Source organism: Microbacterium sp. BE35 (genome assembly GCF_031457705.1).
Taxonomy (GTDB): Bacteria; Actinomycetota; Actinomycetes; order Actinomycetales; family Microbacteriaceae; genus Microbacterium; species Microbacterium trichothecenolyticum.
On the sequence record NZ_JAVDXD010000001.1, the window covers coordinates 1252492 to 1278068 of the forward strand.

Consider the following 25577-nt stretch of genomic DNA (forward strand, 5'->3'; position numbering starts at 1 on the left):
GCGGTCGAAGCCGCGGTATCCCATGGGTGGGTGCCGCGGCTTCGTCGCGCGCGATCGCCGTTCCAGCGCGCTCGCTCGCTGCGGCGCGGCGTGGGCCTCAGTCCCGGTCGCCGCGCACGAGCTCGAGTCCCGCCCCGGCGAACTGACGCAGCGTCGCGTCGGGCAGGAACGCCCGAGTGAGGGCTCCGCCGATGCGCGTCAGGTCGCTCTCGTCGCGGAACAGCAGGTACATGGTCTCGTACCGCGGATGGAACTTCTCCTTGAAGCGGTGCAGCGACCGGAACCCGTACACCGGCTCGAGCGCGTCGGCGAGCTTGTCGCTGAGCGCCGCGATCATGCCGGCATCCGGAGGGTAGTCGTGGGCGAGGGGTGCGCCCGACAGTGACATGATCTCGGCGCCCTCCTCCGAGAAGAGCCTCGTCGACGATCCGATGAGGTACTCCATCACCGGCCCGAAGCCGCCTTCGCGGCGCCGCATGAGATCGAGGGTCCACCCCCGCACGGCGCCCGCGGAGCCGTAGACGGGCAGCCACGACAGGAACCCGTCCACGTCGCCGTTGGGGGCGAGCGCGAGGGCGAGACGCACCTCCGGGTCCTCCGCCTCGACGAGCGTGCCGAGCGTGAACCCCATCTCGGGCAGCCCCTTGTCACCCACCCACATCTCGGAGATCGCCCGCAACTGCTGCTGCACGCCCCACGACTCCTCCTTGAGGTGGGTCATCCGGAAGGTCATCTCCTCCCGGCCCGCCCGGTTCAGCGACGAGCGCACCGAGTTCCACCGCTTGCCGGTGAACTCGAGACCGGGAAGGTCCACGATCGTGTCGTCGGCTACGACCAGGCTGCGCCACGAGGCCGGCACCGCGGCCCGCGTAGCCTCGTCGGCGCTGAAGAAGCACGGGATCAGTCCCGCCCGCTCGGCATCGTGGATGAACTCCTCGACGGCTGCCGCGCGCGACGCGTCCGGACCGATCGGGTCCGCGAGGGCCAGTGCCACGCCCGCACGTCGCTGGTACGCGACGATGCTGTCGGCGGTGCGGGCGTAGGTGTTCCCCTCCCAGGTCGTCATCCACGAGAGGGTGCCGCCGCCGTGGGTGCGCAGCATCCGTTTCACGTCTTCGACACCCGGGGAGGGCTGCAGGCCGATGCGCGACCGGCGTCGGGCCCGGAACGCCCGCCGCACCCAGATCAGGTAGATGAGCATGAGCAGCCACATCGCGCCGCTGGCGAGGGCCAACTCGGTCTCGCCGTCGATCGCCGCCTCGACCTGGGCCTCGGAGGCGATGATGATGGCCACCCCGACGAGGAGCGCCGTCAGCACGTTGAGGACGGCCAGGATGATGGCGAGCACCCGGGCCCAGCGGCGCCCGCGTCGCAGTCCGTTGGCGATGATGAGGATGATCACGACGTCGATCGCGAAGTCCCAGAAGCCGCCCGAGGCGGGTTCGGTGGAGCCGAAGGGGCCGTCCGTCGGCACGAGGATCGTGATGACCTCGACAGCGCCGAGCACCAGCACCGCGATGAAGGCGATGAGCCGCTGCTCGCGCATCGTGGTGCGCTGGACGCGCAGCGATCGGTCGACGAACAGCACGAGCAGCACCGCGAGCAGATGCTCGAGGTCGGCGAGGGTGCCCCAGAAGAGCATCGCCACGAACACGTAGCCGAGCAGCACCAGCCATGCACGGACCCGCCAGGGGCTCCGCAGCAGCCCGACGGCCGCGGCGATGCAGGCGAACGTGCCGCCCGACGGGCCGACGTCCAGTGCCGCGGCCTGGGTCTGCGCCCAGCCCCACGACGCGATCACCGAGCACCCCCACAGCACGAGAGCGGTCGCGAAGATCGCGAACAGCTGGCCGACCCAGTAGTAGGCGAGAGCCACGCGCCACCCGCGCCGGAACTCGAGGTACGCCATGCCGACGAAGCTCGCGAGCGTGAACGGGTAGACCCACGGCGCATTGACGAAGAACGTGCCGGTGAGAGGCGTCCACCACCGGCCGGCCTCGAACGCGGGGAGCCCGTAGGCGACGGCGTCGAAGACTTCGGAATCCTCGAACGGCTGCCACAGTCCCTGCCACACGACGCCCGTCACCAGGACGAGCGCGATCATCGTGAGTGTCGCCGGAATCCGCCCCACCCCGGCGAGCACGCGGTTCGGTCTCTGAGTCGCCCCGTCGCTCATGGGGTTCACGATAGCGGTGGGTCTTGCGGCCGTCCCTTATCCGAGCGGGCCCGCCTGGCGGACGAAGTCAGCGAGCGCCTTCGCGTCCTCGGCGTCGCGCATCGCACGGCGTGCGGCGTCGAGCGCGGCGACCGGGTCCTGCGCCTGGCGCGCTCGGGCGAGTTCGCGCTGGGCCGAGAGCAGCCGTGAGCGTGCGTCGGCCCCGGCACGGGAACGGGACACGGATGCCTCGGCCTGCGCCAGTGCGCCGCGCGCGGCGGCGAGGGTGCCCGGGAGGGCGGTTCGCGCCCCGCGCAGTCGCTGCTGCGAGGTGCGGGCGTCGCCGAGGGCGAGGTCGAGCCGGCTGCGCAGGCGCGCGATGGCGTCGACGGTGCGGGTGGGGTGGCGGGCAGCATCCGTCTCGATGCGGTTCAGCTCGCCGTCGATGGCGTGGAGCTCCGTGCCCAGCCGCGCGGCGTCGGCGGCGTCGAGGTGCTCGCGCGTGACGGAGGCCTGGCGCAGCGCCGTGCGCGCTGACGCGATCTCGTCGGGCACGGCCTGCGCCGCCTGGAGCACGAGGCGGTGGGTCTCCTCGAGGTTGCGGGCGTCCGCCTCCGCCTGGCGGAGCGCGCGTTCGGCGGCGGCGAGATCGGGGAGGGCGCTCAGCGACGGGTCGGCGGCACGGGCGGCGGCGGCGTCGAGGTGACCTTCGGCGGCGGTCACCTCGGACAGTGCGGCGTGCGCCGAGCGCGAGGCATCCCGCCATTCCTCTTCGGCGAAGCGCGACGACAGCTCGGCGACGAGCGCGGCCGGATCGCCCATCGACGCGTGCAGCGCGGCGAGACGGCGGCGGGCGGCGTCGATCTGCCCGGCCGCCGACACGTTCGCGGTGACCCAGGCGCCGTGCTCCTTGCGGGCGGCGGCGACGGTCGCGAGAGCCTCGCCCGCGCGGCGCTCGATGCGCGCGGACACCCGCTGGACCTCCTGGGGGGCGACCGTGGGATCGCTGATCGCGCGGTAGTCCTCGAACGCGTCGTTGCGAACGTGCTGCGCCGTGAGGCGGGCCCGCCGCAGCGACGCCGGGGCGTCTCCGCCGTAGAGGGCGCCGGAGAGGCCGACTTCGAGGTCGAGCTCGGCGACCTCGTCGTCGAGCTTCACGAGCGTCGCGCCCGCCTTCGCCCTCTCGCGCTCGGCGGCGGCCCGTGCTCGTGGGGAGCGACGTGCGCGGCGAACCGCCCACACGATGGCGGCAACGGCAAGGGCCGTCACGCCGAACACGACCAGGGCCGGCACGAGCCACCCCATGATCGCGGCGGCGAGCTCAGGCATCGGCGACGCCGGCGTTCGCGGCCGCACTCTCGTCGGCGTGCTCTCCGAACAGCAGCAGAGCGCGCAGCTGGTCGACATCGTCGACGACCGCCTGCGCGCCCTCGGACTCGTGCGGCCAGCTGAAGCCCCACCGGACGAAGATCACGGGCACGCCCTGGGCGGCGCCGCCCTCGACATCGTGGTGCCGATCCCCGACGAGCACGGGACGGCTCGTGTCGACGCCCGCGGCGGCGAGGCGCCGCAGCGCCTCGGCGACGATGTCGGACTTCGCGCTGAGCGTCTTCTCGTCCGGCGTCGCGCCGACGATGGCCGTGAGCGAGGTCGACAGGTCGAAGTGGTCCATGAGCGCGACGACCTGCACCTCGGGCTTCGAGCTTGCGGTTGCCTGCGGGATGCCGCACGCCGCGACATCCGTGATCAGCTCACCCACCCCGGGGAAGAGCTTGGCGCCCGTCGTGTACCCGTCCGCCTTGCCGAGCGTGCGATAGAACGCGACGGCCTCGGCCGACTGCTCGGGCGTCATGCCGACGTTCACCTGGAACGACTGGTACATCGGCGGCCCGATCCAGTGCACGAGCTCGGCGCGGGTCGGCGGACGCTTGCCGAAGTGCTCGAGGGCGATCGTGAGGCGACGGAGGATGCCGTCGGACGCGTCGACGATCGTTCCGTCGACGTCCCACAGCACACAGGTCCACGGCGATCGGCTCGGCATAGGGACCAGCCTATGCGGAGGCGGCCCTCCGCTCCGAGACGGAGCGGTGCACGCGGGCCAGGCGCGCCATCATGCGCCGCAGATCCTCGATCTCGGCGGGGGACCAGTCGGCGAGCAGGGTCCTCATGTTGGACTCGGCCGTCGACATGATGCGCTCGCCGATGCGGCGGCCTTGGTCGGTGAGTGCGACGAGCACCCCGCGGTCGTCGTCGGGTGCGGGAACGCGCACCGCCAGCCCCGTGCGGACGAGGCGGCCGACGATCTTGCTCATGTTCGTCGCGGTCTGCCCGAGCGCGAGCGACAGGTCGACGGGCCGCATCGCGCCGTTGTACGACAGCTGGTTCACCACCAGGAACATGCCCATGTCGTCCACCGGGAATGCGACCCGCGCCATGACGTCGCGCCGGAGACCGGTGCTGTCGGCCCAGTGCACGATCGTGGCGAGCGAAAGTCGGAGGTCCAGCGGGTCGGGCGCGATGACCGGGCTCAGGTCTGCGGAGGCGTCGGTGTCGACGTCACCTCTGGCCATCGCCTTCTCGTTCCTCTCGGCCGCTTCCCGGGCTCACTCCTCACGCAGCAGCCGGACGGGACCGAGGAGTCCGTACTCGCGCACGACAGCGTTCTGCGTGCGCTCCTCGCCGGTGAGCTGCGCCCCGATGTCGGGGATGCGCTCATAGTATCCACGGGCGCGGAGCCGGTTGTTCAGCGAACTCGAGACGCGGACGGTGAGCGTGTTCTCGCCGGGACGGATGCTGCCGGTGACGTCGACGACCGGGTGCGCGGTGTCGAACCCGCGCTGCGGACCGTCGCCGACCCGCACCGACCCGAGCCCGCCGCCGGTCGAGCCGAGATCGAGGAGGTATCGCGCGCCGTCCGCGACCTCGGGGACGGAGAGGATGGCGGTGTACTCGCCGACGCCGGAGACATCGGCTCCGACGCCGGAGATCTCCGACCACGCTGCGAGTTCCACCTCGCCGGCGTCGATTCGGGTCACGGCGGTCTTCGGGCGCACCTCGCGTGACACGTATCCGAGGCCGCGGTCCTCCTCGAGGACCTCGGGCTCGCCGGCATCCCAGCTTTCGACGACCAGTCGCCACGCCTCGGCCCGGGCGACCTCGGAGACGGAAGGAGCGGGCGAGTCCGCGGCATCCGTGGTCGTATCGAGGACCACGACCGCGACCTCGCCGGGCGCGAGCGTGAGCTCGACCACGGTGCGGCCGCCGCCCTGTCGCGCGCCGCGGTGCGGACGCAGCTCACCGGTCCAGGCGTCGAGGCGGTGCGCCGCGCCCGTTCCCTCGACGACGATGCGCACCGTGGTGGGCTCGGTCGTCTCGTAGAGGAAGTGGTACGCGTACAGGACCATGAGGCCGTCGTCCTCACGCAGGTGCGTGAGGACGTTCGGATCGTCGGTCTCCAAGCGCGCGCGGCCGCCCGCCCCGAGCTCGTCCAGGGCGGTCACGACGCCGGAGGGCGCGGTCACGCGGACCCCCGGCATCCGTCGCAGCTCCGCCATGGTCGCGGCGAGCTCGCGGTCGCGGCCGTCGAGACCGGGGGTGCGCGCCGCCGCGGTCTCGTGGGTGGTGTGGCGCCCCTCCATCAGCGACTGCACTTCGCGGGCGCCGTCGACGACCACGAGTCGCAGGCCGCGCTGCGCCCACGCGAGCAGGTGCGCGGCGACGTCGGGGTCGAGGGTCTCCTGATACACGATGAGAGCTCGATAGCCGGGGCCGCCGGGCTGAACCTCGTCGCCGTCGAACGACACGTCGTCGCGCAGCAGCAGGGATCCGTCGAAGAACTCGTAGGTGATGCCGGCGTCCTGCATGCCGAGGTCCTGCCACCAGAAGTTGTCGCGGTCGCGCATCCACATCGTGCCGTAGGCGACCTCGTCGGGGATGCGCTCGCCGTCCGGACCCGTGAGCGAGAGCCCCACGAGGTTGTCGGTGAAGTGGTCGGTGCGCAGGATCCCCACGTCGATGCGCGGCCGTCCGCACCGCAGCGCGTACTGCAGGCGGCCGATCGCGGCGGTCCACAGCGGATAGAACTCCGATCCGGGCTGGCGCGTGTCGAAGCGCTCGGAGAACATCGGCCACATGCCCTCGTGGCCGGGCCACTCGGTCACGCCCTCGGCGCCGGCGGGGCTCGCCCAGCCGTGCAGCACGGTCTTCGTGATGCCCGCCGCGAGCTGCGTCGCGATGATCTGGTCGTAGAACCGGTGATCGAGCATGTGGTTGCGGGTCGTGGCGCCGGTCTCGGACGAGTACTGCTTGCCGAAGAGGTGCGCGGGGCCGGCGAGCAGCCGGTACGCGTCGATCTGGGCGCCGAACTCGAGCGATTCGGTCTCGATGCCGTCGACCTCGGGTCCGGGGCGGGTGAGCTCGAACGGCAGGCCGTAGCTGATCTCTGCGCGCAGGGTCATGCCGACGCCGTGGAGGAACTCCGCGAACGGCCGCAGCATGTTCTCGATGTACAGGTCGGTGAAGGTGACGACGAGGTCGTGACGGACCTTGTCGACGGTGATGCGGTCGGCGTCGCCGGCGGGCTGGTGGTGGTAGATCGTCGAGACCGCCATGAACGGCACGTCGCGCGTGAGGAACGGCAGCCACGGCACCACGTCGTAGCCGCGGCGGGCGCGGAACTCGTCGACGACCGTGTGGCCCCAGAAAAGCCCCCCGGCGCCGAACGTCGACAGCTCGAGCGAGTCCATGTACATCTGCGCGCGCGGGTTCTGCGCGATCTGCGCGCGCAGCTGCGGGGTGAGCACGACGTCGTCCCAGTACGCGATCACGGCGTCGACGCCGTCGCGGTCGATGTAGTTGACGGTGTAGTTGACCGATGCCGAGGGCTGCGCGGTCTGGCCGGTTCCGTGCAGCCAGTAGAAGAAGACCCGCCAGTCGCCGTCACCGTCGGGCGCCGTCCACTCCAGCGCGTCGTCGGTGACGGATGCCGTCAGCTCGGTGAGCGACGACGCGTCCAGTACGCCGGCGTCGGCGTCGAGCACCCTGGCCGCGACGACGGCGACGAGGTGCTGGTCGCGGATCGTGCCGCGCTCACCGGGAAGGTGGCGGGCGGCGGCCGGGGCCGCCAGGTCGATCCGGGGGAGCGGACCCGAGCGGCGCTCGCCGGGGGCGAGGGTCTCGGATGCCACGTCGAGTTCCTGCGCGGCGGCGCGGTCGTCGGGTGTGATCGTCGGAAGGTTGGCGTTCGACCAGTTGGTGCCCGACGTGAAGCTCACCGACATGCCGCGACGCGTGGTCTCCTCGACCACGACCTGCGAGTCGTGCACCCACTCCTCGGAGCCCCAGCCGTAGCGCGCGTGGTCGATCGCGCCCTCGTCCATGGCGAGGAACTCCATGCCGCCGAAGCCGAGGCGATGGGCATCGGCGATCTCGCGCCTCAGCGTCGCGTCGCCGTGCAGGCCCTCGGCGAGCCACCAGCGCAGCTCGGGGCGGAATTCGATGGCAGGTTCGGCGATCTCGCGCCGGAAGTCGTCGAGCGTCATCGCTGCAGCATCCGTTCCTGTCAAGTACTGTCTTCGCGACAGTATGTACTGTCAGGGCGACATGACACAAGACCCGACCGCAAACGGGGGAAGGCGCGAGGAGTGGCTAGAACAGGCGCGGTGCGCCGGACTCGATGCCCTTCATGCCCTCGTAGTCGAGGGTGACGCAACGGATGCCGCGGTCCGCGGCCAGCACCTTCGCCTGGGGCTTGATCTCCTGGGCGGCGAAGACGCCGGTGACCGGGGCGAGGTGCGGGTCACGGCCGAGCAGCTCGAGGTAGCGCGTGAGCTGCTCGACGCCGTCGATGTCGCCGCGGCGCTTGACCTCGACGGCGATCGTGCCGCCTTCGGGGTCGCGCAGCAGGAGGTCGACCGGGCCGATGGCGGTCGGGAACTCGCGGCGCACGAGCGTGAGGTTCTGGCCGATGACGTCGACCTGCTCGGCGAGGAGGCGCTGCAGGTCGGCCTCGACACCGTCCTTCTGCAGACCAGGGTCGATGCCGAGCTCGTGGGACGAGTCGTGGATGACCTCGTAGATGCGCACGAGCAGCGCGTCACCGGTCTTCGCGTGCGTCACGCGCCAATGCTCGAGCACGCCGGCGGACGCCGACTCCTCGTCGGGCACCTCGACGTCGAGACGGCACGGCGGGCTCATCCAGTTGAGCGGCTTGTACGAGCCGCCGTCGGAGTGCACCAGCAGCGACCCGTCACCCTTGTGCACCAGCAGGCGGGTGGCGAGGGGCAGGTGGGCGTTGAGCCGCCCGGTGTAGTCGACGGAGCAGCGGGCGATGACGAGACGCACCCGAAGAGCCTAGCCTCCTGCGTCAGCTTGCCCGCAGGCTCGTCGGATAGCCTTTGCCCTCGTTGCCAGCGCCTCGCCGCGCAACCCCCAGATCCCGGCCCCACGCCATCCCTTTCGTCCGGAGAAGAACCGATGAACTCACGTCAGCCCGACGCGACCGTCCACATCCTGTCCAGCACCGTCGCCGAACTCCACGTCGGCAGCGATGTCGCGGAGGTCGTCGCTCCCGACAGCCTCGCGCTGCGCGACCGCGTGGTCGAGGAGATCCGTCAGCTCGCGGCATCCGCCGGCGAACCGGCGCACGCGACCCTCGTCGAGGGCTCGTCCCGCTGGCCGCTCGTGGTTCACCCGGACGGCACGTTCGACGAGGCGCTGGAGGAGGCGGCCGTCGACGCGGCACCCGCGCCGGCCCCGGTGCCGACCCTTCCGGTCACGGCGCCGACGCCGGTTCCCGCCGTGCCGACGCTCGCGCCGGTGTCGGAGGAGGTCGCCCGGCCGACCGTGCAGGACCTCCTCGACTCGCGCGGCGGCGGCGCCCGCCCGCGGGCGACCACGGGCTGGCAGGGCGCCGTGCGGCGCGCGACCGGCGGTCTGATCTCACCCGCGCCGGGTCGCGTCGAGCGTTCGCGCCTCGACCGCGAGAAGCGCGTCCAGCGTCGACTCGACGCCCCCCGCACGATCGTCGTGCTCAACCCCAAGGGCGGGGCGCACAAGACGACGAGCACCCTGCTGCTGGCAGCGACCTTCGGCACGCTGCGCGGCGGAGCGACGCTCGCGTGGGACAACAACGAGACCCGTGGCACGCTCGGCTGGCGCGCGCAGCACGCGCCGCACCACCGCACCGCCGTCGACCTGCTCGAGGACCTCGACGAGGCCTCGAACTTCCGGGGGTCCAGCCTCGCGGCGCTCGATCACTACGTGCGCACGCAGGTCGACGCGCGCTTCGACGTGCTCGCCTCTGATGAGGATGCCGCCGCCTCCTCGACGATCGACGCGCCGGCGTTCGACCGGCTCCACGCCCTGCTGCGCCGCTACTACCGCCTGATGATCGTCGACACGGGCAACAACATGCGCGCCTCGAACTGGGTCGCCGCCGTCGCCGCCGCCGATCAGCTCGTGATCGTGTCGACCGTGCGCGAGGACACCGCGGCCAGCGCCGCCTGGCTGCTGGACGGCCTGCGCGAGAAGGGCTTCGGCAGGAAGATCGACGAGGCGGTGACGGTGCTGACGGCACCGTCCTCCCGCCCGGACCGCAAGCTCGAGTCGCGCCTCTCCCAGCACTTCGAGCAGGTGACGTCGGCCGTCGTGAATGCGCCGTTCGACCCGTCGCTCGTCGACGGGGGCCCCATCGACTTCGACGCGCTGTCTCCCGAGACCCGCGACGCGTGGCTCACGGTCGCCGCGACGGTGGCCGACCGGCTCTGATCCACAGGCAGGTCGCAGTCGGCGGCACGTCTCAGCCGAGCAATGCGCTCATCCTGTCGAAGAGGCCCAGCTCGGTGGCGGCTCCTCGAGCCACGAGGAACCCCACGATGCCGATGATCCACGCGGTGTTCTCACGGCCCGTGCGCTCCATCCACGCCGCGAGGCGACCGAGCGGCCGCTCGACGACCGGCGCCGCCACCACGCGCAGGGCGAGGAGCACGACGGCGGGAAGGATCATGACGGCGCAGTACCCCGCCAGTGCGGCGATCCGCACGGGCATCCCCAGCGGCGCCTCGGCGAGCATGCCCATCGCCACCAGGTAGGGCAGCATCGTGGCCACCTCGACCACTCCTGCGCCCACCGCCACGGCCATCACCCCGCCGCTTGAGGCCTGCGGCGCGAGGAGGCGATCGCGCCACCGCATCAGGCGCGCGGACGACTCGGGCGCTGTCGTCCCCGAGGCCGCGAACGAGGCCGCAGGGGCGGGTGTGGTCGCGGCGACCGGCATTCCGGTCAGGGGTGAGACCCGCACGGATTCGCCTGCAGGTCGCGAGCCGGGGGCGCGCCGCGCAGCGCCTCTGCCGACGATGAAGGCGACGAGCAGCAGGGCCGCACCGGCCACGAGGCGGACGACCTGACCTGCCGGCGACGTCAGGAACTCCTGCGCGACGTCGACCAGGTTCACCAGGCCGAGCATGAACAGGACGCCGACGGCGAGGTAGAAGGCCGCGATGGTGACGAGGTACAGCAGCACTCGCCCCACGGGGGTCCGTCCCGGCGCGAGCAGCAGGAAGATCGGCACGAGCAGCGTCCCGACGCTCAGTCCGTCCAGCAGGGCGAGGATGCCGAGCGTGACCGCGAGCGGGGCGTCGGCGAGCAGTTCCATGACACCAGCCTCGCGCCGCGTCGGGGCACGCGGATCGGGCGGAGGGACGAGTCGTTCTCCGGCGGCCTCCTCCTTTGGGCGGATGCTCCGCCCCGGTGCCCGTGGTTGCATGAAGACGTGAGCGGATCGGAGCGACGGGTCGCATCCGTGGCCGAATGGGTGCGTGGGCATCGATCGATCGCCGATGCAGCAGGGATGGCCGTCCTCGCGATCGTGCTGGCGGCGCTCGGGATCGTCGGGCTGTGGACCGTCTTCTCGGTGCTGCCCGATGAGGTGTCGCCGTGGTGGTCGCTGGCCACCGCGTTGCCCGCGTGCGCCCTGGTGCCGTTCCGTGCCCGCGCTCCGCTGCCGTTGCTCGTCCTCGCCCTGGTGCTGTTCGCGGTCGATCTGATGACGGTCGGCGGGGTGGTCACACTCGTCGTCGTGCTCGACCTGCTGTACGCCGCGACGCGCGCCGCCTCGGGGGCGGGCCGTCGCCGCATCCTCCTCGGCATCGTCATCGCCGTCGCCGGGATCGGCATCGTCGCACTCGCCGCCGCCGACGATGTGCGTGTCGCGGTCGTCGTCGCCCTGCAGCTGGGCGCCCTCGCGGGCATGGACTACTGGTACGCGACATCCGTGGCGCAGGCGCACGAGCTGGTCGCGCTGCATCGGGAGCGCGCCGAGGACGCCGAGCGACTGGCGGCGCGGGATCGCGATGCGGCGATGCGCCGCGAACGGGAGCAGATGGCGCGCGAACTGCACGACCTCGTGGCGGGCCATGTCGCGGCGATCGCGATCCGGGCCGAGGCCGCGCTCTCGACGGATCCAGCCGCCGGCTCCGACAGGGCGGCGCTGGTCGCGGTGCGCGACTCGAGCCTCGAAGCTCATCAGGCGCTGCGGTCCATGATCGCCGTGCTGCGCACCGGCGACGCGGCAGTGGTGTCACCGCACCGCGGCGCCATTGCGGCGCTCGTGGACGACGCCCGCCGGCACGGACTCACCGTGACGCTCGCCGATGCGCTTCCCGGCGACATCCCTTCGCCCGTCGCGCTGGCGGTCGCGCGGATCGTGCAGGAGTCCCTCGCCAACTGCCTGCGCCATGCCGCGGGGGCGGCGGTCGCCGTGGTACTGGACTCGCACGACGGGGATGTGCGCGTGCGTGTCGATTCGCAGGGCGGCCGAAGTGCGCCCGCCCTGCCGATGCCGGGCACCGGGTGGGGGCTGGAGCTCCTGAAGGAGCGTGCGCGGGCGCTCGGCGGGACGGTGGAGGCCGGGCCATCGGATGCAGGGTGGTCGGTGCGGGCGACGATCCCGGCGGTGGTGAACGCGTGAGCGCGGCCACACCGCGGGTGCTGCTCGCCGACGACCACGGCGCCATTCGTGAGGGGCTGCGTCTCATGCTGGACAATCACGGGCTCGAGGTGATCGGCGAGGCCGCCGACGGCGCGGTCGCCGTGCGCAACGCCGCCGCGCTTCGCCCGGACGTCGTCCTGATGGACCTGCGCATGCCGGGCACCGACGGGGTGACCGCGACGCGAGAGATCGTCACGGCGGGATCGGCTCAGGTCCTCGTGCTGACCAGCTTCGATGAGGACGAGCTCGTCGAGGGCGCCCTGCGCGCCGGGGCGGCCGGCTTCCTTCTGAAGACCACGGATGCCGCGACCCTCGTGGAAGCCGTTCGTCGGGTCGCCGCCGGGGAGGGGATGCTCGATCCTCGCGTCACGCGCCGCGCGCTGGCGCTGATCCCTCGCTCGCGGCAGGTGACGCGTGGGGCCGGCGAGCTCGATCTGCTCACGGAGCGCGAGCGCCAGGTGCTCGAGGGGATGCGCGCCGGCCGGTCCAACCGGCAGATCTCGGACGAGCTCGGGATCTCCCTGGCGACGGTCAAGACCCACGTCTCCAGCGTGCTGGCCAAGCTCGGCGCCCGGAGTCGATCGCACGCGGTCGCGATCGCCGCCGGCGAGGCATGACCGCCGAGGCCGGCGCCGCCTCAGTGGTGGGCGTGACCTGCGCCGACCTTCGAGCCGGCGATCGGCTTCGCGGCGCCCGAGGCGAGACCCGACATCGCGATGAGGGCCACGATGATCCACAGGGTCGGCAGGATGCCGATCTCGTGGCTGATCCAGCCGAGGATCGGCGGGCCGCACAGGAACGCCAGGTACCCGATGGTCGCGGCGGCCGAGACCGACGCCGCCGCCTTCCGCGGGTCGTCCGCCGCCGCGGACATGCCGAGGGGGAAGCCGAGCGATGCGCCCGCGCCCCACAGCGCGATGCCGATGAAGGCGATCGGCAGGTTCGGCGCGAGGATGAACATGACGAGGCCGACGCCCGCCGCGATCGACAGGATGCGCAGCGACCAGACGCGGCCGATCCGGTCCACGAGAGGACCGCCCAGGACGCGGAACGTCGTCATCGCGACTGAGAACACCGTGAGAGCGATGGCGCCGACGGCCTCGGTCTGGTCGTGGCCGTCGACCATCGCGATCGTGAGCCAGTCGTTGGCGCTGCCTTCGGCGAAGGCCATGCCCAGCATGATGGCGCCGATCGCGTAGGTGCGGGGGTCACGCCAGACGGCCAGGACCTCGGCGAGGCGCTCGCGACGCGTGATGCTCGTCGCGGGGTCGTCGTGCATGCTCTCGCGCACGGGGACGGCGCGCAGCGACAGCAGTCCTGCGACGGCGACGAGCAGTCCGGCGGCGCCGAGGTGCCAGCCGACGCCGATCCCCAGGGCGGCCATCGCCACCCCGAGTCCGGCACCCGCGACGGTGCCGAGGCTGAAGAAGGCGTGGAACAGCGGCATGAGCGTGCGCTCGAACGCCTGCTCGACGGCGGCCGCCTCGACGTTCATCATGACGTCGGTGGCGCTCATCCCGAGGCCCATGAGCCCGAGGCCGATGGCGGCGACGACGTACGACTGCAGGAATTCCACGCCGGCACCCGCCACCACGACGCCGAGGGCGAACGTGATGATCGTTGCGAACATCCCCCGTCGCGCCCCCCAACGCGCCACGATCACGTTGGCCAGGGAGAGGCCCGCGATCGACGTGACGCCCGACACGAACAGCAGGACGCCCACCTGGAGGTCGTTGATCCCGAGGTCGTTCTTCACCGCCGGCAGACGCGACGCCCACGACGCGAAGCCGACTCCCATGATGAGGAAGATCGTGAAGATCGCGGTGCGCCAGGCGACCAGTTGCCGACGGGTGAGCGCGGTTTCCATCCGCACATGCTACCGAATCGATTCGACCGTGGCTGAAAGGGACCTGGCCGAATCGATTCGACATCACGTGTCCGCGACGGGCTACGATCGTCACACCATGAGCCGTCAGGACACCGGCATCCGCCGCGCCACGATCTCGGACGTCGCCCGCGAGGCAGGCGTCTCGCCGTCGACCGCCTCGGTGGTGTTCAGCGGAAAGACGCCGGTGTCGGAGGCCACCCGTCGCCGCGTCCTCGACGCGGCCTCCGCCCTCGGCTACACCGGACCCGACCCGCGTGCCGCGTCGCTGCGGCGCGGCCGGTCGGGGATCGTCGGCGTGGTGTTCGAGGAGCACCTGGGCACCGCGTTCCTCGACCCCGTGAAGACGCTCATGATGGACGGACTCGCCGACGCCGTCACCCCGCTCGGCGCCGGGTTGCTGCTCCTGCGCGACCACGAGCCCACCGGAAGCGGCCCTTCGCTCACCACCGCTCCGCTCGACGCCGCCGTGCTCATCGGCTGCAGCGGCCTGCTGCGCGAATCGCTCCAGACCGTCAAGGCACGCGGGATCCCGGTCGTCGTCATCGAGGGGGATGCCGGCGACGACGTGCCGCGCATCGGCCTCGACAATCGCGAGGCCCAGCGTCAGGCCGCGAGCCACCTGCGCGCGCTCGGTCATCGCGAGGTCGCCATCGTGACCCTGCCCGCCCGCGCGGACTGGCAGCGCGGCTGGCTCCACGACGACGCCGCGGTCACCGTGGACGTCACGCGCGAGCGTCTCGCCGGCGCCCTCGACGTGTTCCCCGACGCCACCGCCTACGCGGCCGCGGGCAGCTTCATCGACGAGGGGTTCGCGGCCGGCCGCGAGATCTTCGCCGACCTCGAAAGGCGACCGACCGGCGTCATCGCGCAGAGCGACCTGCTCGCTGCCGGGGTGATCCGCGCAGCGGAGGAGGCGGGGCTGCGCGTGCCGGAGGACGTGAGCGTCACCGGCTTCGACGGCATCGTCGTCGACGGGCTCGCTCCGTACGAGCTCACCACGCTCGTGCAGCCTGCCACCGACAAGGGCCGTGCCGCGGGCGCCGCCGTCGCCGCGATGCTGGAGGGCACCCCCGCGGCGTCCATCCGGTTCACCTGCACCTTCCGCGAGGGCAACACCACGGGGCCGGCACCCGCGCTCGTCTGAGGCCCGCTGAACGCCCTCGAACGCGGGCGATGTATGCCGTCCGGGCGATCGGGTGCGATGCGCCCGTTAGGATGGTTCCTGACACCCCGATCGCCTGGGCTTTGCGCCGTCCTCCTCTGACTCGCGCCTGCCGACGACCCCGAGGAGGCCCGAATGCTCCTCGTTCTCGGCGCGTTCGCGGTCGTCCCCATCCTCCTCCCGTGGATCGTGGGGCGCATCGGCGCCCGCGCGTTCTACGTCGCGGCGATCCTTCCCATCGCGGGCTTCGCGTACGCCGTCGTGCTCACTCCGCAGGTGCTCGCTGGTGACATTCCGTTCGAGACATACGCCTGGATCCCGCCGCTCGGGATCGACCTCTCGATGCGGATGGACACGCTCTCGTGGCTCATGACGCTGGTCGTCACCGGCGTCGGCGCGCTCGTGATGATCTACTGCCGCTGGTACTTCCGCGGCAAGAAGGAGAACCTCGGGCAGTTCGCAGCGGTGCTGCTCGCGTTCGCCGGGGCGATGTACGGGCTCGTCCTCACGGACGACCTCGTGGTCCTCGTGATGTTCTGGGAAGTCACGAGCGTCCTGTCCTACCTTCTCATCGGCTACTACAACAAGCGCGCGGCGAGCCGTCGTGCCGCACTCCAGGCGCTTCTCGTGACGACGCTCGGCGGACTCGTCATGCTGATCGGGGTCGTGCTGCTCGTGGTCGACGCCGGGACGTCGAGCATCTCGACGATCCTCGCCGAGGCCCCCTCGGGCCCGATCGTCGACGCGGCGCTGGTGATGATCCTCGTCGGCGCGCTCAGCAAGTCGGCGATCTTCCCCTTCCACTTCTGGCTCCCCGGCGCGATGGCCGCGCCGACCCCGGTGAGCGCCTACCTGCACGCGGCGGCAATGGTTAAGGCGGGCATCTACCTGATCGCCCGACTCGCGCCGGTCTTCGCGATCGCCCCGCCGTGGCGGCCGATCGTGATCTCGCTGGGCGTCTTCACGATGCTGCTCGGCGGCTTCCAGGCCCTGCGCGAGACCGACCTCAAGCGCGTGCTCGCCTTCGGCACGGTGAGCCAGCTGGGCCTGCTGACCGTCGTGCTCGGCTACGGGACGCGGGATGCTGCGCTCGCCGGTCTCGCGCTGCTGTTGAGTCACGCGCTCTTCAAGTCGGCGCTGTTCCTCGTCGTCGGCGTCATCGACCGCCAGCTGTCGACGCGTGACCTGACGGAGCTCTCGGGCGTCGGCCGTCAGGCCCCGGTCATGGCGACGTTCTCGATCATCGCCGTCGCGTCGATGATCGGCATCATCCCCACCATCGGCTTCGTCGCCAAGGAGGGCGCGCTCGCCGCGCTGCTGCACGAGGCCCTGGGCGGCGCGGTGTGGGGGATCGTGGCGCTGGTCGGAATCGTCCTCGGCTCCGTGCTGACCGCGGGGTACGGCATCCGTTTCCTCTGGGGTGCGTTCTCGACGAAGCGCGCGGCGAACGGCGACCGCATGCCCGACACCGAATGGCCGGACCCGCCGATCGGATTCCTCGTGGCGCCGATCGTGCTCTCGGGGCTCACCGTCATCGCCGGAGTCGCCGCGCCATGGCTCGACAAGGCGTTCGCGCCCTACGCCGACCAGGCGCCGGTCTCGACGCCCGGCGTCCCGGCACCCGAGCACCCCGCGCATCTGGCCCTCTGGCACGGCCTCGAGCCGGCGCTGTGGATCTCGCTCGCGACGATCGCGATCGGCGTGCTCGTGTTCTGGGCGACGCGGAGCTGGCGTCCCGCGAAGCGCCTGCTGCCCTTCACGGCAGCCGAGGTGTACAACGGCGCGCTGCGCGTGATCGCGCGCCTCTCGGTCGTCACGACGAGCCTCACGCAGCGTGGTTCGCTGCCGGTCTACGTCGGCACGATCTTCGTCGTTTTCGTGGCGGCCGAGGCGACCGCGCTGCTCGCGAGCGACGACTGGCAGGCGAAGCTGGACGCGTACCAGACGCCCACGCAGCTGCTCGTGGCGCCGATCATGATCGCGGCCGGACTCATCGCGATCCGTGCGCGCAAGCGGTACACGGGAGTCGTGCTGGTGTCGGTGACCGGCCTCGGCATGGTGCTGCTCTTCGCGACCAGCGGGGCTCCCGACCTCGCGCTCACCCAGATCCTCGTCGAGACGGTGACGCTCGTCGCGTTCGCACTCGTGCTGCGCCGGATTCCGTCGCGCCTGGGCGAGCACAACGCCTCGGTGTGGCCGGTAGCCCGCGCAGTGCTGGGCGCGGCGGTGGGCATCACCATGGCGCTCGTCGCGATCGTGGCAACCAGCGCCCGCGTCGAGAAGCCGATCTCGGACGCCTTCCCCGATCTCGCCTACGAGCTCGGCCACGGAAAGAACGTGGTGAACGTCGCGCTCGTCGACCTGCGCGGCTGGGACACCATGGGCGAGCTGTCGGTGCTGATCCTCGCGGCGACGGGTGTGGCATCCCTCGTCTTCGTCACCCACCGTGCCGACACGCTGTCGCGCGCGATCTCGTCGCTGCCCACCGGGGCCACGCGTGCCCGTCGCCCCCTCGTGGAGACCTCCGACGGACTTCGACAGCGCGGCGACGAGCGCGGCAGCGGTCGCATGGCGTGGCTCGTCGGCGGCCAGCGCGTGCGGCCCGAGAACCGCTCGATCATGCTCGAAGTGATCGTGCGGATCCTCTTCCACACGATCATCATCGTGTCGCTGTACCTGCTCTTCGCCGGCCACAACCTGCCCGGCGGCGGGTTCGCCGGCGGCCTGGTCGCGGGCATGGCGCTCGTCATGCGCTACGTCGCGGGCGGCCGCTACGAGCTCGGCGCCGCCGCCCCGACCGACGCCGGACGCCTGCTGGGCACGGGCATGACCATCGCGGTCGCGTGCGCGATCGTGCCGGTGTTCTTCGGCGACCAGCCGCTCACGAGCTACTTCTGGGAGTTCGACGACGTGCCCCTGCTCGGCCACGTCGAGTTCGTCACCTCGACACTGTTCGACATCGGCGTGTACCTGGTCGTCATCGGCCTCGTGCTCGACGTGCTGCGCAGCCTCGGCGCCGAAGTCGACCGCCAGGCGCAGGAAGCGCGCGAGCAGCAGGGGGTGAGCGTGCCGTGAACGCCTCGCTCGTCCTCATCATCGTGATGGCGGTGCTCTACGCCTGCGGCGTCTACGCCATGCTCGAGCGCAGCCTCACGCGCGTGCTCATCGGGTTCCTGCTGCTCGGGAACGCCACGAACCTGCTGCTGCTCATCGTCATGGGAGCCCCGGGCGTCGCGCCGTTCTTCGGCTCGGCACCCGTCGACGAGATGTCGGACCCGCTCCCGCAGGCGCTCACGCTCACCGCCATCGTCATCACCTTCGCCGTCTCGGCGTTCCTCCTTGCCCTCATCTACCGGTCGTGGCAGCTCGGCCAGGCCGACACCGTGGCGGACGACGAGGCCGACATCGAAGTGCGCGAGCGCGCAGCCGAGGCCGAGGAGGCGATGGACGAGGAGACCGAGATCGAGGACGCCGACGACGACGCGACCACCGACTTCGTCGGGACCGACACCGCGCCGATCACGATCCTCGGCGCGCGCGACTTCGCGGGCCTTCGCGATGACGCCCCTGTGGACCGTCCCTCCCCGGAATCGCGCGATCGGGGTGACGACGCATGACCCAGATCGCGCCCGCCCTCGTCCCGCTGCTCGTCACGCTGCCGCTGCTGGGCGCCGCCATCGCGCTCATCGCGGGCCGTCACCGCAAGACCCAGGTCGTGGTGTCGGTCGTCACGCTGAGCGCCGTCACCGTCATCGCGGCGATCCTGCTCTACGTCGTCGACACCGGCGACCAGCCGATCGCGGTGTCGGTCGGAGGCTGGCCGATCCCCTTCGGCATCGTGCTCTACGTCGACCGGCTCGCGGCCCTCCTCGTCGTTGTTTCGAGCATCGTGCTGCTGGCGGTCCTCCTGTTCTCCGTCGGTCAGGGTGCCGCCGACGGTGACGACGACACGCCGGTCTCGATCTTCCACCCCTCGTATCTGATCCTCGGCGCGGGCATCTTCAACGCGTTCATCGCCGGCGACCTCTTCAACCTCTACGTCGGATTCGAGATCCTGCTGGTCGCCTCGTACGTGCTCATCACGCTCGGCTCGACCGAGTCGCGCATCCGCACCGGCGTCGTCTACATCGTCGTGTCGCTGGTGTCGTCGATCCTCTTCCTCGCGGCGATCGCCATGATCTACGGCGCCCTCGGCACGGTGAACATGGTGCAGATCTCCGAGCGCATGGGCGAGCTGCCGCAGGAGACGCAGCTCATCCTCCACCTCATGCTGCTGCTCGCGTTCAGCATCAAGGCTGCCGTCTTCCCGCTGTCGTTCTGGCTGCCCGACTCGTACCCGACCGCGCCTGCTCCGGTCACCGCGGTGTTCGCGGGTCTTCTGACCAAGGTCGGCGTATACGCGATCATCCGCACCGAGACCGAGCTGTTCCTCGACAACGACGTGAACCAGCTGCTGATGTGGGTGGCGCTGGCGACCATGATCGTGGGCGTGCTCGGCGCGGTCGCCCAGGCAGAGCTCAAGCGGATCCTGTCGTTCACGCTCGTGAGCCACATCGGCTACATGATCTTCGGGCTCGCGATCGCGACGCCCGCCGCGATCGGCGCGACGATCTACTACATGGTCCACCACATCGTGGTGCAGACGACCCTGTTCCTCGCCGTCGGCCTCGTCGAGCGCCGCGCCGGATCGACGTCCATCCTCCGGGTCAAGGGCCTCATGAGGGCGGCCCCGGTGATCGCGGTGCTGTACTTCATCCCCGCGATCAACCTGGGCGGGCTGCCGCCGTTCTCGGGCTTCATCGGCAAGTTCGCGCTGTTCGACGCCGCCGCGCAGGTGGGCACGCCGATCATGATGGTGCTGATGGTGGGCGGCATCCTCACCAGCCTCCTCACGCTCTATGCGCTCATGCGGGCGTGGAACCTCTCGTTCTGGCGCGAGGACGAGGACTCGGCCGAGACCGAGGCCCGCATCTCGTACCTGGGCTCGGCCCCCGCGGCCGGCATCGAGACAGAGCGCCGCGTCATCCCGAAGATCATGACCGCCGCCACCACCGGCATGGTCGCCATCACCGTCGCGCTCACCATCTTCGCCGGCCCGTTGTACGACGTCTGCACGCGCATCGGGGAGGCGCTGCTGCAGCCGGTCTCGCTGACGCAGCTCGAAGACGACGCCGCGGGAACGGAGAAGGCGCCGTGAGCCCCGACCTGCCCCAGAGGCGGCTCCGCCGCGGCTTCGCGACGGCATGGCGGCAGCTGCCGTTCTTCGTCTGGCTCATCGCCTTGTGGATGCTGCTGTGGGGCCAGTTCACCTGGCTCGCGTTCCTCACCGGACTCGCCGCGGCCATCGTGGTGACGCGCGTCTTCCGCCTGCCGCCGGTCGAGCTGTCCGGTCGGGTCAACCTGTGGTGGGGCCTCGTCTTCGTCGTCGAATTCCTCCTCGCGGTGGTGCGGGGCTCGCTCACGGTGGCGTGGCAGGTGCTCGACTTCCGCCGGCAGCCCGGCGCCGCGATCATCGCCGCGCAGCTGGTCACGGACGACGACCTGATCATGACGCACACCGCGGTCACGGCATCGCTCATCCCGGGATCACTCATCGTCGACACAGACCGCGATCGCCGCATCCTCTACCTCCACGTCATCGGCGTGCGCGACGACGCCGACGTCGAGAAGCAGCGCGCGAGCGTTCACCACTGGGAGGAGCGCATCGTGCGCGCCGTGGGCTCGCACGCGCAGCTGCAGGCGATGCGGAACGCCGCGCCCCACGGCACGGTGGATCGAGGAGGCGCCCGATGAACATGCTGCTGCTTGCGATCTACGTGGTCTTCGGGGTCGCGGCGCTGCTCACGCTGTGGCGCATCGTCATCGGACCGTCGATCCTCGACCGAGCCGTGGCATCCGATGTGCTCCTCACGCTGGTGATGTGCGTGCTCGGCGCCGAGATGGCGATCAACCACCACACGCGCACGCTGCCGGTGCTCCTCATCATCGCCGCCGTCGGCGTGTTCGGATCGATCTCGATCGCCCGGTTCGTCGCGAGAAGGGACCAGGACCGCTGATGGACGCCATGCTGGACCTCGCCGCCATGATCCTGATCCTCATCGGCGCGCTGCTGTGCCTGACCGCCGCGATCGGCGTGCTGAGGTTCCGCGACGTGCCGACGCGCCTGCACGCCGCGACCAAGCCGCAGGTGCTCGGGCTGATCCTCATCTGTCTCGCGATCGCGCTGTCGCTGCGGTCGTGGCCCGTCGTCGCCTTCCTCGTGCCGGTCGTGCTCATCCAGCTCGCGACCGCCCCGCTCTCCGCGCACATGGTGGGGCGGCAGGCCTACCGCAACGGCACCATCGACGAGACCGGGCTGTTCGTGGACGAGCTCGCCGAATCCAAGCGCACTCCACCCGCCTCGGGCGGCTGACGCGTCAGGCCGACCCGGCCTTCTGCCGCTCGCGATAGGCCTTGGCCTTCATGCGGCTGCCGCACGTCGCCATCGAGCACCACTCGCGGCGATGACCGCGCGAGTTGTCGAGGTACACCTGCGTGCACTCGGGTCGCGCGCACTCGCGCAGCAGTGCCGCCTGCCCTCCGCCGATGATCTCGATGGCCTCGCGTGCGATGTGCGAGAGGGCCTGCCGCGGTGTGCCGGACCGCGCCCAGCCGTCGGGCGTGAGCGCGGCGGTGAGCGGAGGGGTCGCCGCGGCGGCGTTCAGCCTCTCGACGGCCTCGGCCGGGAGCGGCTCGTCGTGCAGGCGCGACCACACCAGCGCGTAGATCGCCTCGCGAACCTCGATCGCGGCACCGAGGTCTTCGGCGACGGATGCCTCGGCCCGGGGAACGAGGCCGGACTCGACGAACCATGCATCGAGCTCTGACGGGGCGGCGAGCTTCTCGGTGGGCTCGTCGTTGCGGCGCGCGCGCAGCGTGCCGACGAAGTCGAGGCTGAGCGTGCCGCAGGGGAAGGCGTGAATCACATCACCATTTTGACAGGTAACGGGAATGCATGGCACTGTAGTCACCGTTCTAACCGGTAACGCACCGATCGAAGGAGAATCCCATGGACCTGAAGCTCGAAGTCGTCGTCATCCCGGTCGCGGATGTCGACCGTTCGAAGGCCTTCTACGAGAGCCTCGGCTTCCGCCTGGACGCCGACTTCCGCACCGAGCGCGGGCTCCGCGTGGTGCAGGTGACCCCTCCGGGTTCGGCGGCTTCCATCATCTTCGGCGACAAGCTCACCACGGCAGAGCCGGGCTCGACCCAGGGCCTGCACCTCGTCACGCCCGACATCGCCGCCGCCCGGGCCGAGCTCCTCCAGCGCGGCGCGGACGTCAGCGAGCTGTGGCACGACGCCGACGGCGTCTTCCACTGGGCCGGCACCGACAACCGCGTCGCCGGGCCCCACCCGTCCGCCGACAGCTACGGCACGTTCGCCTCGTTCGCGGACCCAGACGGCAACGGCTGGGTGATCCAGCAGATCGTCACGCGCGCACCCGGGCGTTGAGCGGAAAAGGACACCGACGATGACACGGATGCCGCTCCCCGACGCCGAAGCACTGCTCAGGGACCTGCTCACCCGAACTGCAGCGGCACACGGCCGCTTCGAGAGCGAGGAGCTCGGCGGGGTCTACGACGAGGCGTGGCCGGAGTGGTACGCCGCCTTCATGGCGCAGGCGCTCGCCACCGACGGGTACGTGATCGAGCGGGCGGACTGACCCTCAGGGCTTCAGCACGAGAGTGTCGGTCGTGGCCGCCTCGACCGCCTCGGGCGTGAACGCCCAGGGCGTCAGCTCCGCCTTCTGCCACGACTCCACCTGGTCGATGTAGTTCGTGTGGAAGGCGTGGCCGCTCTCGCCCGTGAGCTGGTTCCAGCGCGAGGCGTCGAAGTCCGACAGGTCGACGATCATGCGCATGGACGGCACGGTGACGGTCGAGAAGCTCCGGGTCAGATCCCAGCCGGTCGCGTTCACGACCGATGACCCGCCGCCGACCGGGAACGGCCCGCGGTTGAAGAGCCACTCGATCGCCGCGATGCCCGATTTGCCGAAGCTGCCGTTCTCGAGCGGAAGAGCGTGCAGGCTGCCCCAGTTCCAACGCGAGGGATTGTCGCCCTGGGCGTCGACGAGTCGCTCGTACGCGTCGATCGCCGAGCGCTTGAGCATGTCCGTCTTGCCGTCGACGCCGAGTTCGTCGTTGACCCACCAGGGCGACGTCTCGTCGTCGAGCAGCGCGTCCATCACGAGGAACTGACGCCCCTGTCCGGTCATGGGCGCCGCGTTCTCGCGCCCGTCGACGAAGACGTTGCCGGCGAGCGTGTCCCACAGCATGTTGGCGTACGCGGCGGCCGCCGAGTCGGCGCTGTTCTGCGCGTCCCACTCCTGCAGGAGGCCGAGCGCGGCATCGGTCTCGTCATCGCCCGTGGTGATGTCGGCGTACGCGGCCGTGAGGCGCATGCCGATGAAGGAATAGTTGTCGGCCTGGATGGCGTTGAGGTCGTCCGCCGTCACCGGACCCTTGGCGATCGCGCGGTCGATCAGCTCCGTGATGCGGGCCGCACGCCAGCCGTAGTCCCAGTCCCGCGTGAGCGGGTGGGTGTAGTCCTGCGTGACGATCGCGTTGTTCGCGGTGACGATGTAGCCCTCGGTGGGGTTGTACGAGACCGGAAGTTCCTCGAAGGGGATATATCCCTGCCACGCGTACGCCGAGTCCCACCCGGGTTGCGGCATCGAGCCATCGCCGGCGCCTCGGATCGGGAGCTTGCCGGGCGTCTGGTAGCCGATGTTTCCGTCGATGTCGGCGTAGATGAGGTTCTGCGCCGGCACGTCGAACAGGGCGGCGGCGCCGCGGAAGTCGTCGAAGTCCTTCGCGGTGTTGAGGGCGAAGATGGCGGATGCCGTGGTCCCGGGCTGCAGTGCCGTCCACCGCAGACTCACCGCATAGTCGCCCTCGGGCGCGTCGGCGGGCGCCTCCGTCACGGTGCCGCCCGTCCCGGTGAACGGCGCTTCCGCGATCGAGGTGAAGTCGTCGGTGAGTCCTGAGACGATCGGCCCGTTCGCGGTGGATCGCACCTCGAGCTCGACATCCTCGGAACCTGCGACCTTGAACGTCTCGGTGTGCGTCTCGAGCGGCACCAGCGCGCCGTCATACCAGTACGAGTCGCCCTCGACCTTCTCGAGGTACAGGTCGGTGACGTCGGTGGTGAGGTTGGTGAAGCCCCACGCGATGCGCTCGTTGTGGCCGATCACGACGCCGGGGAGCCCCGAGAAGCCGAACCCGGCGACGTCGAAGGGGCACTCCTCGGTGACCGTGGAGCACTTCAACTGGATCTGGTGCCACACGCTCGGCAGCGACGCACCGAGGTGCGGGTCGTTGGCGAGCAGCGGCATGCCGGTGTCGGTCACGCTGCCCGACACGACCCACGAGTTCGAGCCGATGCCCTCGCCGGCGTCGCCGACGAGTTCGCCGACCGCCTCGATCACGCTGCCGACCTGGGTCCACTCGATCGACGAGGTGGACGCGTCCGTCTCGAGGACGTTGGGAGCCGTGCCGACCGCGGGCACCGTGGAGATCTTGGGCACGATGACCGGGTTCCGGTCGAACGGGTACGCGGGGTAGAGCTGGTCGATCTCGGCCTCGGTGAAGTCCGGCGCCATGACCGCGCGCTCGGTCTCGCTCTCGATGTTGCTGCGGAGGTCCCAGGCCATCGCCTTGAGCCACGCGACCGAGTCGGCCGGCGTCCAGGGTTCGATCTCGTAGTCGGAGTTCTGCAGGCCCAGCACGGCGTATTCGAACGACGCGTCGGCGCCCTGGTGATCGGCGAGATACGCGTTCACTCCGTCGGCGTAGGCGTCATAGTAGGCGTGCTCGGTGCCGTCGAGGGCGTCGACCTCCTGCTCGGCGATGTCGTGCCAGCCGAGGGTGCGCAGGAACTCGTCGGTGCCGAGCTGCGATGCGCCGAACATCTCGGAGAGTCGTCCGCTCGTGACGTGCCGGCGGAAATCCATCTCCCAGAAGCGGTCCTGCGCGTGCACATAGCCCTGGGCGAAGAACAGGTCGTGCGACGAGTCCGCGGTGATCGTCGGGATGCCGAGGACGTCGCGCTGCACCGTCACCTCGGCCTCGAGGCCGGCCGCCTTCACCTCGCCGCTCAGCTGCGGGAACGAGCGCTGCGCCGTGTACGCGACGAAGCCGACCGCGATGAGGGCGAGCACCACGATGGCCGCGAGGATGCTGAACAGGATGATGCCGATCGTCCTCCCCGCGGACCGGCGATGCACGGTGTCGTCGACGGCGTACGGGGACGGCTGGGGCTTCGTCATTGAAAGAGCTTTCCGGGCGGGGTGGGGGATCCGCGGTGCCGGACACCGCGACATTCGGTGTCACGCGCGTTCGGGTC

Annotated in this window: 22 protein-coding genes; 12 read left to right on the forward strand and 10 right to left on the reverse strand. The window is 70.8% G+C overall.

Translation table 11 applies throughout. The features are described 5' to 3' along the window. Positions 1–97 precede the first annotated feature (97 nt). The 6 genes from J2Y46_RS05485 to nucS all read right to left on the reverse strand — a co-directional run bounded on the left by J2Y46_RS05485 (position 98) and on the right by nucS (position 8497). A complete protein-coding gene (locus tag J2Y46_RS05485; RefSeq protein WP_310240846.1) occupies positions 98–2176 on the reverse strand; it encodes a DUF2156 domain-containing protein in 2079 nt (692 codons plus the stop codon). A gap of 36 nt (positions 2177–2212) precedes the next feature. Then, a complete protein-coding gene (locus J2Y46_RS05490) occupies positions 2213–3484 on the reverse strand; it encodes a hypothetical protein (RefSeq protein WP_045302266.1) in 1272 nt (423 codons plus the stop codon). Then, on the reverse strand, positions 3477–4196 hold the full coding sequence (locus J2Y46_RS05495) for an HAD hydrolase-like protein (protein ID WP_045302038.1): 720 nt from the start codon (positions 4194–4196) through the stop codon (positions 3477–3479). Before J2Y46_RS05495 ends, J2Y46_RS05490 begins: the two co-directional genes overlap by 8 nt. A gap of 10 nt (positions 4197–4206) precedes the next feature. Continuing rightward, positions 4207–4725, reverse strand: coding sequence for a MarR family winged helix-turn-helix transcriptional regulator (locus J2Y46_RS05500; RefSeq protein WP_045302041.1), 519 nt, complete (start codon positions 4723–4725; stop codon positions 4207–4209). Positions 4726–4758: 33 nt separating this feature from the next. Next, positions 4759–7695 (reverse strand): glycosyl hydrolase, encoded by a 2937-nt coding sequence (locus J2Y46_RS05505; protein WP_310240853.1) that lies wholly within the window; start codon positions 7693–7695, stop codon positions 4759–4761. 106 nt (positions 7696–7801) lie between these two features. Beyond that, the gene (gene nucS, locus J2Y46_RS05510) at positions 7802–8497 is read right to left on the reverse strand and encodes an endonuclease NucS (protein ID WP_310240855.1); all 696 of its coding nucleotides are present in this window, start codon (positions 8495–8497) and stop codon (positions 7802–7804) included. 132 nt (positions 8498–8629) lie between these two features. On the opposite strand from nucS, the gene J2Y46_RS05515 reads away from it, so the two are divergent. After that, positions 8630–9922 (forward strand): ParA family protein, encoded by a 1293-nt coding sequence (locus J2Y46_RS05515; RefSeq protein WP_045302047.1) that lies wholly within the window; start codon positions 8630–8632, stop codon positions 9920–9922. 31 nt (positions 9923–9953) lie between these two features. Here the strand turns inward: J2Y46_RS05515 and J2Y46_RS05520 are convergent, their stop codons facing one another. Continuing rightward, positions 9954–10808, reverse strand: coding sequence for a GAP family protein (locus J2Y46_RS05520; protein ID WP_045302049.1), 855 nt, complete (start codon positions 10806–10808; stop codon positions 9954–9956). A 117-nt stretch (positions 10809–10925) separates the two neighbouring features. Here J2Y46_RS05520 and J2Y46_RS05525 point away from each other — a divergent pair, with 117 nt between their 5' ends. Both J2Y46_RS05525 and J2Y46_RS05530 read left to right on the forward strand, forming a co-directional pair. Continuing rightward, positions 10926–12122, forward strand: coding sequence for a histidine kinase (locus J2Y46_RS05525; protein ID WP_310240859.1), 1197 nt, complete (start codon positions 10926–10928; stop codon positions 12120–12122). Next, positions 12119–12760 carry a response regulator transcription factor gene (locus J2Y46_RS05530; protein ID WP_310240861.1) on the forward strand — a complete coding sequence of 214 codons (642 nt, stop codon included), beginning with the start codon at positions 12119–12121 and terminating at the stop codon, positions 12758–12760. The genes J2Y46_RS05525 and J2Y46_RS05530 overlap by 4 nt, the downstream gene beginning before the upstream one ends. 20 nt (positions 12761–12780) lie before the next feature. Here the strand turns inward: J2Y46_RS05530 and J2Y46_RS05535 are convergent, their stop codons facing one another. Next, positions 12781–14010, reverse strand: a complete 1230-nt coding sequence (locus J2Y46_RS05535) for an MFS transporter (protein ID WP_045302051.1) — start codon at positions 14008–14010, stop codon at positions 12781–12783. Positions 14011–14107: 97 nt separating this feature from the next. Between J2Y46_RS05535 and J2Y46_RS05540 the strand changes: the two genes are divergently transcribed. From J2Y46_RS05540 to mnhG, 7 genes are all read left to right on the forward strand, one after another. Then, entirely contained in the window at positions 14108–15175 is a 1068-nt protein-coding gene (locus tag J2Y46_RS05540) for a LacI family DNA-binding transcriptional regulator (protein WP_045302272.1), read from the forward strand. 153 nt (positions 15176–15328) lie between these two features. After that, a complete protein-coding gene (locus tag J2Y46_RS05545) occupies positions 15329–18268 on the forward strand; it encodes a Na+/H+ antiporter subunit A (RefSeq protein WP_045302053.1) in 2940 nt (979 codons plus the stop codon). After that, a complete protein-coding gene (locus J2Y46_RS05550) occupies positions 18265–18810 on the forward strand; it encodes a Na(+)/H(+) antiporter subunit C (RefSeq protein ID WP_084695756.1) in 546 nt (181 codons plus the stop codon). The genes J2Y46_RS05545 and J2Y46_RS05550 overlap by 4 nt, the downstream gene beginning before the upstream one ends. Continuing rightward, a complete protein-coding gene (locus J2Y46_RS05555) occupies positions 18807–20390 on the forward strand; it encodes a Na+/H+ antiporter subunit D (protein WP_045302055.1) in 1584 nt (527 codons plus the stop codon). Before J2Y46_RS05550 ends, J2Y46_RS05555 begins: the two co-directional genes overlap by 4 nt. Continuing rightward, entirely contained in the window at positions 20387–20986 is a 600-nt protein-coding gene (locus J2Y46_RS05560) for a Na+/H+ antiporter subunit E (RefSeq protein WP_084695757.1), read from the forward strand. Before J2Y46_RS05555 ends, J2Y46_RS05560 begins: the two co-directional genes overlap by 4 nt. Next, the gene (locus tag J2Y46_RS05565; RefSeq protein ID WP_045302056.1) at positions 20983–21249 is read left to right on the forward strand and encodes a monovalent cation/H+ antiporter complex subunit F; all 267 of its coding nucleotides are present in this window, start codon (positions 20983–20985) and stop codon (positions 21247–21249) included. Before J2Y46_RS05560 ends, J2Y46_RS05565 begins: the two co-directional genes overlap by 4 nt. Continuing rightward, on the forward strand, positions 21249–21605 hold the full coding sequence (gene mnhG, locus J2Y46_RS05570; RefSeq protein ID WP_045302057.1) for a monovalent cation/H(+) antiporter subunit G: 357 nt from the start codon (positions 21249–21251) through the stop codon (positions 21603–21605). The genes J2Y46_RS05565 and mnhG overlap by 1 nt, the downstream gene beginning before the upstream one ends. A 4-nt stretch (positions 21606–21609) precedes the next feature. Here mnhG and J2Y46_RS05575 read toward each other — a convergent pair whose 3' ends face one another. After that, positions 21610–22158, reverse strand: coding sequence for an ABATE domain-containing protein (locus J2Y46_RS05575; protein ID WP_045302058.1), 549 nt, complete (start codon positions 22156–22158; stop codon positions 21610–21612). Between the two features lie 83 nt (positions 22159–22241). Between J2Y46_RS05575 and J2Y46_RS05580 the strand changes: the two genes are divergently transcribed. After that, positions 22242–22685 carry a VOC family protein gene (locus tag J2Y46_RS05580; protein WP_045302059.1) on the forward strand — a complete coding sequence of 148 codons (444 nt, stop codon included), beginning with the start codon at positions 22242–22244 and terminating at the stop codon, positions 22683–22685. Positions 22686–22704: 19 nt separating this feature from the next. Continuing rightward, on the forward strand, positions 22705–22896 hold the full coding sequence (locus J2Y46_RS05585; protein WP_310240867.1) for a hypothetical protein: 192 nt from the start codon (positions 22705–22707) through the stop codon (positions 22894–22896). A 3-nt stretch (positions 22897–22899) separates the two neighbouring features. Here J2Y46_RS05585 and J2Y46_RS05590 read toward each other — a convergent pair whose 3' ends face one another. Next, the gene (locus J2Y46_RS05590) at positions 22900–25500 is read right to left on the reverse strand and encodes a penicillin acylase family protein (RefSeq protein WP_310240869.1); all 2601 of its coding nucleotides are present in this window, start codon (positions 25498–25500) and stop codon (positions 22900–22902) included. Positions 25501–25577: the final 77 nt, after the last annotated feature.